This is a genomic window from Chachezhania antarctica (assembly GCF_003646465.1).
Classification (GTDB): Bacteria; Pseudomonadota; Alphaproteobacteria; order Rhodobacterales; family Rhodobacteraceae; genus Chachezhania; species Chachezhania antarctica.
The window spans coordinates 33835-46852 of record NZ_QZEX01000004.1; the positions used below are offsets into that span (position 1 = coordinate 33835).

15 protein-coding genes are annotated in these 13018 nt (G+C 65.7%); 8 read left to right on the forward strand and 7 right to left on the reverse strand.

Translation table 11 applies throughout. From position 1 onward, the window contains the following. Window positions 1-8 precede the first annotated feature (8 nt). A complete protein-coding gene (locus D4754_RS09190) occupies window positions 9-1943 on the forward strand; it encodes an OmpA family protein (protein ID WP_240453818.1) in 1935 nt (644 codons plus the stop codon). Further along, on the forward strand, window positions 1940-2266 hold the full coding sequence (locus tag D4754_RS09195) for a hypothetical protein (RefSeq protein WP_121062755.1): 327 nt from the start codon (window positions 1940-1942) through the stop codon (window positions 2264-2266). Before D4754_RS09190 ends, D4754_RS09195 begins: the two co-directional genes overlap by 4 nt. A gap of 58 nt (window positions 2267-2324) precedes the next feature. Here D4754_RS09195 and D4754_RS09200 read toward each other — a convergent pair whose 3' ends face one another. From D4754_RS09200 to metF, 5 genes are all read right to left on the reverse strand, one after another. Next, window positions 2325-2780 (reverse strand): molybdenum cofactor biosynthesis protein MoaE, encoded by a 456-nt coding sequence (locus D4754_RS09200; protein WP_121062757.1) that lies wholly within the window; start codon window positions 2778-2780, stop codon window positions 2325-2327. Between the two features lie 23 nt (window positions 2781-2803). Then, window positions 2804-3049, reverse strand: coding sequence for a molybdopterin converting factor subunit 1 (moaD, locus tag D4754_RS09205; RefSeq protein ID WP_121062759.1), 246 nt, complete (start codon window positions 3047-3049; stop codon window positions 2804-2806). Beyond that, a complete protein-coding gene (pgsA, locus tag D4754_RS09210) occupies window positions 3049-3708 on the reverse strand; it encodes a CDP-diacylglycerol--glycerol-3-phosphate 3-phosphatidyltransferase (protein WP_121062761.1) in 660 nt (219 codons plus the stop codon). Before pgsA ends, moaD begins: the two co-directional genes overlap by 1 nt. 164 nt (window positions 3709-3872) lie before the next feature. Further along, a complete protein-coding gene (locus D4754_RS09215; protein WP_121062763.1) occupies window positions 3873-4358 on the reverse strand; it encodes a PaaI family thioesterase in 486 nt (161 codons plus the stop codon). Window positions 4359-4468: 110 nt separating this feature from the next. Then, window positions 4469-5335: a methylenetetrahydrofolate reductase [NAD(P)H] gene (gene metF / locus D4754_RS09220; RefSeq protein ID WP_121062765.1), complete on the reverse strand. Its 867-nt coding sequence runs from the start codon at window positions 5333-5335 to the stop codon at window positions 4469-4471. A 90-nt stretch (window positions 5336-5425) separates the two neighbouring features. Here metF and D4754_RS09225 point away from each other — a divergent pair, with 90 nt between their 5' ends. Beyond that, window positions 5426-6331, forward strand: coding sequence for a LysR family transcriptional regulator (locus D4754_RS09225; protein ID WP_121062767.1), 906 nt, complete (start codon window positions 5426-5428; stop codon window positions 6329-6331). 1 nt (window position 6332) lies between these two features. Here D4754_RS09225 and D4754_RS09230 read toward each other — a convergent pair whose 3' ends face one another. Continuing rightward, window positions 6333-7373, reverse strand: coding sequence for an NADP-dependent oxidoreductase (locus tag D4754_RS09230; RefSeq protein ID WP_121062769.1), 1041 nt, complete (start codon window positions 7371-7373; stop codon window positions 6333-6335). Between the two features lie 205 nt (window positions 7374-7578). Here D4754_RS09230 and D4754_RS09235 point away from each other — a divergent pair, with 205 nt between their 5' ends. Then, complete coding sequence (locus tag D4754_RS09235; protein ID WP_121062770.1) at window positions 7579-8364, forward strand: inositol monophosphatase family protein; 786 nt, start codon at window positions 7579-7581, stop codon at window positions 8362-8364. Between the two features lie 13 nt (window positions 8365-8377). On the opposite strand, the gene D4754_RS09240 is transcribed toward D4754_RS09235, so the two are convergent. Then, window positions 8378-9151, reverse strand: coding sequence for a rhomboid family intramembrane serine protease (locus D4754_RS09240; RefSeq protein WP_121062772.1), 774 nt, complete (start codon window positions 9149-9151; stop codon window positions 8378-8380). Between the two features lie 151 nt (window positions 9152-9302). On the opposite strand from D4754_RS09240, the gene D4754_RS09245 reads away from it, so the two are divergent. The 4 genes from D4754_RS09245 (at window position 9303) to D4754_RS09260 (ending at window position 13012) form a co-directional block, all read left to right on the forward strand. Beyond that, a complete protein-coding gene (locus D4754_RS09245) occupies window positions 9303-10073 on the forward strand; it encodes a uracil-DNA glycosylase (protein ID WP_121062774.1) in 771 nt (256 codons plus the stop codon). A 26-nt stretch (window positions 10074-10099) separates the two neighbouring features. Then, window positions 10100-10693, forward strand: coding sequence for a metallophosphoesterase family protein (locus D4754_RS09250; protein ID WP_121062776.1), 594 nt, complete (start codon window positions 10100-10102; stop codon window positions 10691-10693). Further along, window positions 10690-11220 carry a molybdenum cofactor biosynthesis protein B gene (gene moaB / locus D4754_RS09255; RefSeq protein WP_240453819.1) on the forward strand — a complete coding sequence of 177 codons (531 nt, stop codon included), beginning with the start codon at window positions 10690-10692 and terminating at the stop codon, window positions 11218-11220. The genes D4754_RS09250 and moaB overlap by 4 nt, the downstream gene beginning before the upstream one ends. A gap of 274 nt (window positions 11221-11494) precedes the next feature. Beyond that, window positions 11495-13012, forward strand: a complete 1518-nt coding sequence (locus D4754_RS09260) for an efflux RND transporter periplasmic adaptor subunit (protein WP_121062780.1) — start codon at window positions 11495-11497, stop codon at window positions 13010-13012. Window positions 13013-13018: the final 6 nt, after the last annotated feature.

Below are 13018 nucleotides of genomic sequence, written 5' to 3' on the forward strand. Positions count from 1 at the left end.
GGAAGAACGTGGGGAAAGTAATGCGCATCTCGTCGCTCGCCACTGTTGCCGGAGTTTTCCTTGTTGCTGCCGCCCTGTGCCTCGTGGCCGCGCGTGCCGCGGTGTCCGTCGTCGAAGCCAGCAGCGCGCTCAGCACCCGAGAGGCGCTGGACATGGAAGATCACGGCTGGGCCGAGGTCGAGGCCGATGGCCTGCAGGTCATCCTGACGGGGCAGGCGCCGGACGAGGCACGACGCTTCAACGCCATCTCTGTCGCCGGGAGCGTCGTCGATTCCCACCGCGTGATCGACCGGATGGAGGTCAAGCCCGCCGCCGATATCGCGCCGCCGAAGTTTTCTGCCAAGATCCTGCGCAACGAAAGCGGCATCTCGATCGTGGGCCTGATCCCGTCGGGCACCGACCGCGAGGGCCTGATCGAAAGGCTTGCCGAAATCGAAGGCGCTGCGTCGGTCACCGACCTTCTGGAAACCGCCGCCTATCCAACGCCCGACCGCTGGGACGAAGCGATGACCTATGCCATCGCCGCGCTGGCCAAGCTGCCGCGATCGAAAGTGGCGGTGGATGCGGGCCGGGTCGAAGTCACGGCCATCGCGCAATCCGTGAACGACAAGGCCAGGCTGGAACGGGAATTGCGCCGCGAGGCGCCGGGCGACATCGCCGTGCTGATGGACATCGCCGCGCCGCGCCCAGTGATCACGCCCTTCACCCTGCGGTTCCTGCTGGATGATGACGGCGGCCGTTTCGATGCCTGTTCGGCCGCGACGGAAAGCGGAAAGGCTGCGATTCTGAAAATCGCCAACCAGGTCGGCGGCCCGCGCACGCGGCAGTGCACCGTAGGGATGGGCGTGCCCTCCACCCGCTGGTCAGAGGCGGTGGAAGAAACCCTTCTGGCGCTGCAGGCGCTTGGCGGCGGGTCGGTCACCTTCTCGGATGCCGACATCACGCTGGTCGCGGCCCAGAACACCGATTCCGGCCGCTTCGACAACGTGATCGGTCAGCTTCAATCGGATCTGCCCCCGGTCTTCGCGCTCCACGCCGTGTTGCCGGAGCCCGAGCTTGAGAACCCGGACGAGACGCCGGAATTCGTGGCCACGCTCAGCCCCGAAGGGCTGGTCCAGTTGCGCGGGCGGGTCAACGACAAGCTGTTGCGCCAGACTGCCGACAATTTCGCGCGCGCGCGCTTCGGTTCGGGCGTTGTGCACAACGCCACGCGAATCACGTCCGAACTCTCGCCGGACTGGCCGCTGCGCGTGCTCTCGGGGCTCGAGGCGCTGGGATATCTTGAAAACGGTGTGATGACCGTCACGCCCGACAACATCGCGCTGACGGGCATCACCCACGAGGACGACGCCACCTCGTCCATTGCTAGCCTGTTCGCCGAGAAGCTGGGCGGGCAGGCGCGCTATGATCTGAACATCACCTATCGCGAGCCGCCGAAGACTGCCGAAAACCCGTTCACCATCGTGGAATGCGCCGCCGAACTCCGCGATGTCCAATCCCAGGACAAGATTCTGTTCGAACCGGGCTCGGCCACGATCACCGTGGGCTCCTCGTCGCTCTTGTCCCGGGTGGCCGACATCCTCGAAGCCTGCGGGCCGGTCGCGCTTGAAATCCAGGGCTACACCGACAGCCAGGGCCGCGAGACGATGAACAAGCAGCTCAGCCAGGACCGCGCGCAGGCCGTGCTGAACGAATTGCGCTCCCGGAACCTTTTGACGGCCAAGTACCGGGCCGTGGGCTTCGGCGAAGAAAACCCGATCGCCTCGAACGACACGGCCGAAGGCCGCGAGGCCAACCGCCGGATCGAATTCCGCCTGATCCTGCCCGGCGATGACGACGCGCAGGGTGCGAACGAAGATGACACGGCAGACGCCGCGGGCGATACTGAGCCCGAGACCGCCACCATCGACGACGCGGCCACGGGCGAGGAGAACAGCGAATGAACAGAACCGAATTCATCGTCGCGACGGCTGTCGTCCTGTTTGTCGCGTTCGCCTTGGGCTGGTTCGCGTACTGGCTGGTTCATCGTTTCAGCCGGATCGGGCAGAACGATCTGTCCGAGCTCGACCGAATGAGCCAGGAACTTCACGAGGCGGAAGAAACCCGGGACCAGGCCATCACCTACCTGCAACAGCGCGAGGCCGAACTGACCAACCAACTGGCCCAGACTGAAGCGGAACTGTCGGCGGCGATGGACGGTTTGCGCGATGCACGGCGCGAGGCGGAAGAACTCCGCGCCTACATAGAACGCGCCGAACCGGCCTAGCTTGACCGATCACGCCCCCTGCAGCGCGCGGAAAGCACACCCCGCGCCGGGGATTTCCTCACTCGTTCTGCCAGCGGTCCAGTGCCGCCTCGTCCTCGGCCCGGGCCTCGACCCATGCCTCGCCGGTGGCGACGTATTCCTTCTTCCAGAACGGCGCGCGGGATTTCAGGTAGTCCATCAGGAACTCGGCCGAGGCGAACGCATCGGCACGGTGCCGCGCGGCGGTGGCGACCATCATGATCGGCTCGCCCACCTTCAGAACGCCGAAGCGGTGCACCACCAGCGCATCGCTCAGCACCCAACGCTCCATGGCCTCGGACGCGATCTGCTCCAGCGCCGCCTCGGTCATGCCGGGATAATGCTCGATCTCCATCGCTTCCAGCGCGCCATCGGGCCTGTTCCGCACGATGCCCGTGAATGAAACCATGGCCCCAGCGCCATCCAGTGATGCGGAAAAGGTGTTCACCTCTTCGCCGGGATCGAACCTTTCTGCCTGCACACGGATCTGAACCAAACACGTTCCCCCAGAAAAACTCCTCAGCCGCCGGTCATCGGCGGGAAGAAGGCCACCTCGCGCACGCCATCCAGCGGCGCATCGAAATCGGCCAGGTCCTGATCCACTGCCACCCGCAGCGCGCTCAGGTCCGAAAAGGCCATCGCGTAACGTTCCTCGCGCGCCGAAAGCTCGGCCACCAGGTCGGCCACGGTCGCGGCGTCGGTCTCCACCCGTTCCTTCGGATGGCCGATCCGCTCGCGGACCCATGCGAAATAGAGCACATCCATCACTCTGTCTCCTTCAGATGCGGCCACGCCTTGCGGAAGTAATCAACCCCCGTGACAAGCGTCAATGCCGCAGCCAGCCAGATCAGGCCCAGGCCCGTCCACGCCAGCCCCTCGGAGACGGACCACTTCCAGCCCAGGCCCTGCAGATCCTCGGCCCGCCCGGCCAGCACATCGCCCACCGTCTGCGAGTCCATGCCTACAACCGCGGCGCCCACCGCGTGTTCGGCAATGCCCTGCGCCAGCAGCACGGCAATCGCCACCATCTGCGCCGCGGTCTTCCACTTGGCCAGCTTCGTGACCTTCAGCGTGCCGGACACATCGCCCAAAAACTCGCGCAGGCCCGAAACGAATACCTCGCGAAACAGGATGATGACGGCCGGCAGCAGGATCGCCCCGCGCAGCCCCGAGACATAGACCAGCGTCAGAAGCGCCGCCGTCACCATCGCCTTGTCGGCGATGGGGTCCAGCATCGTGCCAAGCCGCGTCACCTGTCCCCAGGCGCGCGCAAGGTAGCCGTCGGTCCAGTCGGTGAGCGAGGCCGCCACGAACAGGACAAGCGCCAGCCAGTCGGCAAGCGGGCGCGCCAGCACCAGAAAGCCCAGGGCCAGCAGCGGTGCGGCCAGCAGGCGCGCGATGGTCAGTACCGTTGGAAAAGTCATGTCCCGTCCTATCGTCTGGCGCTGCCCGGGAAAAGCGCGTTCCGAAAGCACCGGGCATTTCCATGAAAGACAACGCGCGCGGCGCCCCTTCCGGTCCTGTCCTTCTTCTTTTTTCCGGAAATACTCCGGGGGAAGCGCCGAAGGCGCGGCGGGGCAGAGCCCCGTTACCCGGCCGGCGGCGTCATCACGATGCAGGTGGTCGAGCCCGTGGCATAAAGCTTGCCGTCCTCGACCCCGCGGATCTCTCCATGCGAGACGCCGGTCGACCGGCCCACGTGATCTGTCCAGCCCGTGCAGTCGATCATTCGCCCGATGGGGATCGAGCGGATGATATTTATCTTGTATTCCAGCGTCGTGTAGGTCGTACCCTTGGGCAGCATCGTCTGCACCGCGCAGGCCATCGCGCTGTCCAGCAGCGTGCCGTACCAACCGCCATGCACGGAACCGATCGGGTTGCAGACTTCGAGCTTCGGTTCGCCACGGAAGACGACGCGGCCGGGCTCGACCTCGTGCATATTGTAGTTCATCAGCTTCGCGATCGGCGGCGCCGGAAGGTCGCCGGCCAGAATGCCCTTGATGAACTCCATCCCCGACAGTGCCAGAATCTCTTCCGGCTTGGGCATGTCCTCGATCTTCTCGATCACGCGCATGCGATGCTCCTTCTCATGAAACGACACCGGCCGGACGCTATCGCCCGGCCGACCGAAGTCACTTCAGATTTAGCATCCGCTCTGCGCCGCAGAGAAGCGCCGCGTGAGTCTTACGCCACGTCGCGCAGGTCGACCTGCGGGGTCACACCCAGCGCGTGGCAGACATCGCGCGTCAGTTCGGGGCGGTTCAGCGTGTAGAAATGGAACGTGTCGACGCCTTCATCCATCAGGTCGGAGCACAGCTCGGTGCACATCGCCGTGGCCAGCAGGTCCTGACGGTCGTCGCGGGTTGCCGCGTCGAATGCCTGATCGACCCAAGCCGGGATGATCGTGCCACAGCTTTCGGCAAAGCGGCGCGCGCCCTTCCAGTTCTCGATCGGCAGGATGCCCGGCACGATCGGCGCGTCGATCCCGGCTTTTTCGCAGGCATCGCGGAACCGCAGGAAGGTCTCGGCTTCGAAGAAGAACTGGGTCAGCGCCTCGGTCGCGCCAGCGTCGATCTTGCGCTTCAGCCAGTCGACATCCGCCTTGTTGTCGGCCGCTTCCGGGTGCTTGTCCGGGTAGGCGCCAACGCGGATGGTGAAATCGCCGGCATCCCGCAGGGCCGAGATCAGCTCGCACGAATCGGCGAAACCTTCGGGGTGGGCGGTGAACTTGTCGGCGCCCTTCGGCGGATCGCCGCGAAGCGCCACAATGTCCTTCACGCCGGCTTCGGCGAAGCCTTTGACGATTTCCATCGTTTCCTCTTTCGAGGCATCGACACAGGTCAGGTGCGCCGCGACCGGCAGGCCCGACGACTTGTGCAGCGTTGCCACCGCATCGCGGGTCAGGTCGCGCGTCGTGCCGCCGGCCCCGTAAGTGACCGAAACGAAACGCGGGTTCAGCGGTGCAAGGTGCTGGACAGTGTCCCACAGCCGAAACGACCCTGCCAGGTCACGCGGGGGGAAGAATTCGAAAGAGACGCTGGGAGCGGCCATGAGCTAATATCCTCAAAAGATTTGAGCACTTGTGACACTGATGCTTCCGTGAGACAAACTCATAATCTTCAAGAACAACATGAAGCAGACATGCATATAGAGTTCCGCCACCTTCGTACGATCCGCGCCATTCATGAAGCCGGCGGGCTGGCGAAGGCTGCCGATCAGCTGCACATTACCCAAAGCGCGCTGTCTCACCAGATCAAGGGGCTGGAGGATCAGGCGGGGGTCGAACTGTTCGTCCGCCGGTCGAAACCGATGCGCCTATCGGCCGCCGGGCTGCGCCTTCTGCGGCTGGCCGAACAGGTCCTTCCCAAGATCGAAGCGCTGCAGGAGGAATTCACGGCGCTTCGCGATGGCAAGACGGGGCGGATGCATATCGCCATCGAATGTCATGCCTGTTTCGAATGGCTATTCCCGGTGCTGGAGGAATTCCGCAAGGACTGGCCCGATGTCGATGTCGACATCCGCCCGGGCCTCGCCTTCGATGCCCTGCCCGCATTGGAGAAGGAGGAGGTCGACCTCGTCGTATCCTCCGATCCCGAAGATCTGCCGGGGATCGAATGGGTGGAGCTTTTCGACTACGCGCCGGTCTTCGTCGCCGCAGCCTCGCATCCGCTGGCGGCCAAAACCTATATCGACGCGGCGGATTTCCGTGGCGAGACTCTGATCACTTACCCCGTGGAACGCTCGCGGCTGGACATCTTCAGCCAGCTTTTGTCGCCCGCGAAGGTCGAGCCCGCAAATATCCGGCAGGTCGAACTGACGGCCGTGATCCTGCTGCTGGTTGCGTCGAATCGGGGCGTCGCGGTGCTGCCCGACTGGGTGGTGCGCGAGGTGAAGTACAGTTCCGACTACATCACCCGGCCGCTGACCGAGACGGGGCTGACCCGTCGGCTTTATGCCGCTGTCCGGCGCGAGGACCTTGAAAAGCCCTTCGTCCAGCGGCTGGTGGCGCTTGCACGCACCGAGGCGCGCAAGCTGCAATCGATGTAGATCAGATCACCTTGACGATCTGCTTGCCCATGTTCCCGCCCTTCAGCATCGACATGAAGGCCTCGGGCGCGTTTTCCAGCCCTTCGGCGATGTCTTCAAGGAACGCGATGTCGCCGCTGGCGACCTTGGGCGCGATTTCCGAGATGAACTGAGGATAAACGTCGAAGTGGTTCGAGATGATGAACCCGTTCGCCGTCAGGAACTTCACAAGGATCGTGCGCCACAGCTTGGGCGCCGTAAGGCCCTGATCGGTCGCATCTGCGCCAAGGCCGCCGGCATTGTACCACGAGATCATGCCGCAGATCGGGATACGCCCGAACGCGTTCATCATCGGCATGACCGCTTCCAGAACCTTGCCGCCGACGTTTTCGAAATAGATGTCGATCCCGTCCGGGCATTCCGCTTTCAGCGCCTTGCGCAGATCGGACGCGGTGTCATAGGCGCGGTGATCCAGGCAGGCGTCGAAGCCGAATTTCTCGACCGCCAGCTTGCACTTGTCGGCCCCGCCCGCGATGCCGACGGCGCGCAGGCCCATCGACTTCGCGACCTGCCCGACCATCGATCCTACCGGCCCGGTAGCCGCGGCGACGACCAGCGTCTCGCCCGCCTTGGGCTTGCCGATCTGGGTGAAGCCGTACCAGCCAGTGAAGCCCGGCATGCCCAGCACGCCCAGCGACGCGGTGATCGGGCCCTGTGTCGGGTCGACCTTGCGCAGCATCTTGGCAGGCAGACAGCCATGGGTCGCCCAGCCGAACATGCCGAAGGCATAGTCGCCCGGCTTGAAGTCGGGGCTGTTCGAGGCGATGACCTCTCCCACCGCGCCGGCTTCCATCGTGCCGCCGACGGGCACGGGTGCGGAATAGCTTTCGGCGTCGTCCATCCGCCCGCGCATATACGGGTCGAGCGACATGTAGTGGACGCGCACCAGCACTTCGCCGTCGTCCGGAACGGGCGTTTCGGCCGCTTCGTAGCTGAAGTTTTCCGGCTTGGGCGCGCCGTCGGGGCGGCTGGCCAGAGCCACGCGATACATCTGGTCGGACATTTTTGGGGTCTCCTCCACGGGGGCATTCGATTTGCGACCGTGCCGACTGTCGGGTCGCCTGACAAGGGTCCGGCACAGCTTACGCCGCGACAGAGATGGGAACCCCGGGGCTTTTCTTTGGCACATCTCCCGCGTATAGGCGCGCGTGAAGGCCTGTCGGGGAACCGCGGGCCGTTTCCGAAATTCTCGAAAGGCTCGCAATCCGATGGTCGGCAGCGCCAATCTCAACATCATGGTCAAGGCCGCGCGCAAGGCGGGCCGGTCGCTGGTCAAGGACTTCCGCGAGGTCGAGAACCTTCAGGCCTCCACCAAGGGGCCGGGCGATTTCGTCTCCAAGGCCGATATCGCCGCGGAAGAGATCATCCGCAAGGAACTGATGGAGGCGCGCCCCACATATGGCTGGTGCGGCGAGGAAAGCGACGATGTCGCGGGCGAGGACCCGACCCGGCGCTGGATCGTGGATCCGCTGGACGGGACGACGAACTTCCTGCACGGCATGCCGCACTGGGCGATCTCGATCGCGCTGGAGCACAAGGGCAATGTCGTCGCCGGTGTCGTCTACGACGCCGCCAAGGACGAGATGTTCATGGCCGAGAAGGGTCAGGGCGCGTGGCTGAACGACACCCGGCTGCGCGTGTCGGCCCGGCACAAGATGATCGAAAGCGTCTTCGCCACAGGGTTGCCCTTCGGCGGCAGGCGGGAACTGCCGGATACGCTGAAGGACCTCGGACAACTCCTGCCCGTGACCGCCGGCGTCCGGCGCTGGGGGGCGGCGGCGCTCGACATGGCCTACGTGGCCGCGGGGCGCTATGAAGGGTACTGGGAACGTGGGCTGAACGCCTGGGATATCGCCGCGGGCATCATCATCGTGCGCGAAGCCGGCGGATTCGTGGAACCCATCGCCCCGGATGACAACATTCTGGAAAGCGGCTCGCTGATCTGTGCCAACGGCGCGGTGTTCGATGGCTTCGCCAAGATCATCCGCGGGTAGCGGACCTTTACACTCAGCCCCAGGGATTGCGCCGCGGCGGACGTTTCTGGCGCGGGACCTTGGGAATCCGGCTGGGGCCACGGGCGTACCGCGCTTCCGGGTGGTCGGGATGGCCGTGGGTGCGGTTCCAGAAGGCCGGCCCGCCCCGTCGCAGCCATAGCGGGATCGTCAGCAGGAAGCCTGCGATGAAGCCCCCGGTATGGGCCCAGTAGGCCACGCCGCCGACATTCGGGTCCGCCCCGACCGAGCCCGCGAACTGCAGCACGAACCAGACCGCCAGCACCACGAAGGCGGGAATGGGGATGATGCGGAAGATGATGATCAGGATCAGCAGCACATCGACCCGCGCCTTGGGGAAAAGCAGCAGGTAGCCGCCCATCACGCCGGCAATCGCGCCCGATGCGCCGACGGTCGGCACGACAGAGCCCTGTGCCGTGTAGACATGGATGAGGCCCGCGCCGATCCCCGCGGCAAGGTAGAAGGCCAGGAAGCCCAGGTGTCCCATCTCGTCTTCCAGGTTGTCGCCGAAAATCCATAGGAACAGCATGTTGCCGGCGATATGCATGAAGCCGCCATGTAGGAACATCGACGTGATGTAGGTGTAGTAGCCCGACCCCGCCTCGACCCGTGCCGGGATCAGCGCCCAGTCGTAGAAGAAATAGGTCAGCGCCCGCTGGTCGCCCAGGATCCCGGCATAGCTGAGAAATACCAGCACATTGATCGCGATCAGGGCATAGACGACATAGGGCGTGCGCCCGGACGGGTTGTGATCGCGGATGGGAAACATGGGGCCTGCAGCGTTGGGTCACCGTTGCATATGGGGCGCGCGGCGCGGCTTGGCAATCTCCGCGCGGGATCGTGTGCCGCGAACCCCCTTCCCGCCGCGGTGCGCGCGCCGGCCCTTCCGGGGGGGGCTTCGGGCCTGTAGGGTCTGCGCCATGGAATCGACTTCGGAACTGGATCAGGCCACCGCGCTGGCGATGCTCGACTGGCAGATCGAGCTGGGCGCCACCGAGGCCATCGGTGATGTGCCGGTCAATCGCTACGAGCTGGAAACGGCGCCGAAACCCGCGCGGGCGGCGCCCTCTGTCGCGGCGCCCGTCGTGCAGGAAGAGGTCGACCCGGTCGCCGTCGCGATGGCCGAGGCGGCGCGGGCGGACTCGCTGGAGGACCTGCGGGCCGCGTTGAACGCCTTCGAGCTGTGCGGGCTGAAGGCCGGGGCGAATTCCCTGGTCTTTTCCGACGGGGTGCCGGGATCGCGGGTCATGATCATCGGCGAGGCACCGGGACGCGACGAGGACCGGCAGGGCAAGCCTTTTGTGGGTCCCGCGGGGCAGTTGCTGGACCGGATGCTGGCCGAAATCGGGCTGAGCCGGGCGGAGAACGTCTACATCACCAATGTCCTGCCGTGGCGGCCGCCGCAAAACAGGGATCCGGAAACGCAGGAGCGGGAGATGATGAAACCGTTCCTCGCGCGGCATGTCGCATTGGCGGCGCCCGATGTGCTGGTTCTGATGGGCAACATCAGTTGCGAGACGGTGCTGGGCCGCCGCGGGATCACCCGCCTGCGCGGCAAATGGGAGGAGGCGTGGGATCGTCCCGTTCTGCCGATGTTCCACCCGGCCTACCTGCTGCGCAACCCGGCGGCCAAGCGGCAGGCGTGGGCCGATCTGCTGGCGCTGAAGGCGCGGTTGAAACGCGGGGACTGACGGTTCCCGATTGCGAGAGTGTGACCATGAAGCTTCTGGCCTTTTCCGACCTGCACCTGGCCCGGTCCCGCGCCGCGGACCTGGTGGCTGCCAGCGCCGATGCCGACCTGGTGATCGGTGCCGGCGATTTCTGCAACATGCGCGATGGGCTGGACATGGCCATGGATCTGTTGTCGGGCCTGAAGGCGCCGATGGTGGCCGTGCCCGGCAATGCCGAAAGCGCGGATGAGCTGCGGGCGGCGGCGCCGCCCGGAATGACGGTCCTGCATGGCGAGGGTGTGGACGTGGATGGTTTGACGATCTTCGGACTGGGATATGCCGTGCCGCGGACGCCCTTCGGCGGATGGTCCTGCGATATGGATGAAGCCGAGGCCGAAACGATGCTGGCCGCCTGCGAGACGGCCGATCTGCTGGTGCTGCATTCGCCGCCCAAGGGGATCGCGGATGTCACCAGCACGGGGCAATCCATCGGCTCGACCTCTCTGCGTGACGCGATTGCGCGGATCGGGCCGAAGCTGGCGGTCTGCGGGCATATCCATGACAGCTGGGGCAAGGAGGGGACGATCGGGACCACCCGCGTCGTCAACCTTGGCCCCACAGTGAACTGGTTCGAGCTGTGAGCCCGCGGGAATTCATCCCCGTCCGGATCGCGGTGCTGACCGTGTCGGACACACGCGGGGTGCGGGACGACCGGTCCGGGCAGGTGCTGATCGACCGGATCGAGGCTGCGGGCCACGAGGTGGCGGACCGCGCGATCCTGCCCGACGAGCGCGACGAGATCGCCGCGCGGCTGCGGGAATGGATCGCCGACCCGGACGTGGATGTCGTGATCTCGACCGGGGGCACCGGGCTTACGGGCCGGGACGTGACGGTCGAGGCGCATCGCGATGTCTACGAGAAGGAGATCGACGCGTTCGGGACGGTCTTCACCATTGTCTCGATGGAAAAGATCGGAACCTCGGCGGTGCAGAGCCGGGCCACGGCAGGCGTGGCCGGGGGAACCTACCTGTTTGCGCTGCCCGGAAGCCCCGGGGCCTGTAAGGATGCGTGGGACGGGATCCTGGAAAAACAGCTCGATTACCGGCACAGCCCCTGCAACTTCGTTGAAATCATGCCGCGGCTGGATGAATCCGAACGCCGGAAGTAGGCGGTTACGTGGTGTTGGGGGCTTTGCTCCCGTCCGGTTCAGGCGAACCGGACTCCCCCAAGGTATTTGGGGGCCGAAGAAGCCGGGGCGCCGGGTCTGGAATTGCGACGGAAACGGTTGCGTGCTGCGTAGCAGGAATAGCGGTCGTTGGCGGAGGCGCATTCACGTCGCCGTGGCTTGGCTTTTCCGGAGGGCAGGCTAGACTTCGGGATGGCCCCGGGTCAGGCGTGTCAGGCATTCGATTACGACGAGGCAGCGCGGAGGACATTGCGCAATGCGATTTTTGCGAAGGGGCCTGGGTGGGCTCTTTCTTCTGGCGGTCACGCTCGGCTTGCTGGCCTTTGCGGTCGACCGCGTGCGCGATGCCGTTGTCACCAGCCTGAATGCCGACACCAGTCCGCCGCCCGCGCGGGAGCGGGTCTTTGCCGTGGACCTCGTGACGGCGGATCCGCAGACGGTATCGCCGCTTCTGCACGCCTATGGCCAGGTTCAGAGCCGCCGGACGCTGGAAATTCGCGCGCCGGTGAACGGGCGTGTCCTGTACCTGTCGCCGGATTTCGTCGAAGGCGGTGCAGTGGAGTCCGAACAGCTTCTGGTGCAGATCGACCTGACCGATGCGCAATCCGTCCTGGACCGGACCCGCACGGAACGCCGCGATGCCGAGGCCGAGGTGCGTGATGCCGAACGGTCGCTGGAGCTGGCCCATGACGAAGTCGCGGCCGCGCGGGAGCAGGCGGATTTGCGGGTGCGGGCCTTCGACCGGCAGACGGATCTGGTCACCCGGCAGGTGGGCACCGCCACCGCGCAGGAAGAGGCCGAACTGGCGGCGGCTTCGGCCCGGCAGGCGCTTCTGGCGCGCCGGCAGGCCGAAGCGCAGGCCGAGGCAAGGGTGGACCAGGCCGCGACGCAACTGGCCCGGGCGCAGATTGCCGAGGCCGAGGCGCAGCGCGTGCTGGACGATACATCAGTCCGGGCCGATTTCGGCGGCACGCTGAGCGGTGTGAACCTTGTTGAAGGCCGGCTTCTGTCGGCGAACGAGAAGATCGCCGACCTGATCGACCCGAACACACTGGAGGTCGCCTTCCGGATCTCGACCGGGCAATATGCGCGGCTTCTCGACAGTAACAACATGCTGATCCGTGCGCCGGTGACGGTGTCGCTGGACGCGGCCGGAAACGGGCTGATCGCGCGCGGCCAGATCAACCGGGCCAGTGCCGCGGCGGGCGAAGGCCAGTCGGGGCGCCTGATCTTTGCCGACCTGACCGATCCGCGCGGCTTCAAGCCGGGGGATTTCGTCAGCGTCGCGGTAGAGGAACCGCCCGTGGACAACGTGGTGCGGCTGCCCTCCTCGGCGCTGGGGATCGACGGCGCGGTGCTGGCGATGGGCACCGACGACCGGCTGGAAGCCCTGCCGGTCACGCTGGTGCGACGTCAGGGCGACGATATCCTTGTCCGCAGTCCCGATCTGGCCGGACGGCAGGTCGTGAGGATCCGCACACCACTTCTGGGGGCGGGCATCAAGGCCCGGCCGCTCAGGCCTGGTGCCGATGCCGGGCCCGCGGCCACGGCCGGCGCGGGGGAGGCGGAGGCGATGCAGAAAGCCTCGTTCGAGCCGGGGGAGGCGGACGAGACCCTGGCGCTGACCGACGATCGCCGCGCGAAGCTGGTGCAGTTCGTCGAGGCCAGCACTCGTATGCCGGCCGAGATGAAGGCCACCGTGCTGGCCCAGCTGAACCAGACGCAGGTTCCTATGCAGCTGGTGCAGCGCATCGAATCGCGGATGGGTGGCTAAGATGAC

Coding starts and splice junctions, on each gene's coding strand:
- D4754_RS09195 (WP_121062755.1), top strand. CDS start 1,940: ATGAACAGAACCGAATTCATCGTCGCGACGGCTGTCGTCCTGTTTGTC.
- moaD (WP_121062759.1), bottom strand. CDS start 3,049: ATGGATGTGCTCTATTTCGCATGGGTCCGCGAGCGGATCGGCCATCCG.
- pgsA (WP_121062761.1), bottom strand. CDS start 3,708: ATGACTTTTCCAACGGTACTGACCATCGCGCGCCTGCTGGCCGCACCG.
- D4754_RS09215 (WP_121062763.1), bottom strand. CDS start 4,358: ATGCGCGTGATCGAGAAGATCGAGGACATGCCCAAGCCGGAAGAGATT.
- metF (WP_121062765.1), bottom strand. CDS start 5,335: ATGGCCGCTCCCAGCGTCTCTTTCGAATTCTTCCCCCCGCGTGACCTG.
- D4754_RS09225 (WP_121062767.1), top strand. CDS start 5,426: ATGCATATAGAGTTCCGCCACCTTCGTACGATCCGCGCCATTCATGAA.
- D4754_RS09230 (WP_121062769.1), bottom strand. CDS start 7,373: ATGTCCGACCAGATGTATCGCGTGGCTCTGGCCAGCCGCCCCGACGGC.
- D4754_RS09235 (WP_121062770.1), top strand. CDS start 7,579: ATGGTCGGCAGCGCCAATCTCAACATCATGGTCAAGGCCGCGCGCAAG.
- D4754_RS09240 (WP_121062772.1), bottom strand. CDS start 9,151: ATGTTTCCCATCCGCGATCACAACCCGTCCGGGCGCACGCCCTATGTC.
- D4754_RS09245 (WP_121062774.1), top strand. CDS start 9,303: ATGGAATCGACTTCGGAACTGGATCAGGCCACCGCGCTGGCGATGCTC.
- D4754_RS09250 (WP_121062776.1), top strand. CDS start 10,100: ATGAAGCTTCTGGCCTTTTCCGACCTGCACCTGGCCCGGTCCCGCGCC.
- D4754_RS09260 (WP_121062780.1), top strand. CDS start 11,495: ATGCGATTTTTGCGAAGGGGCCTGGGTGGGCTCTTTCTTCTGGCGGTC.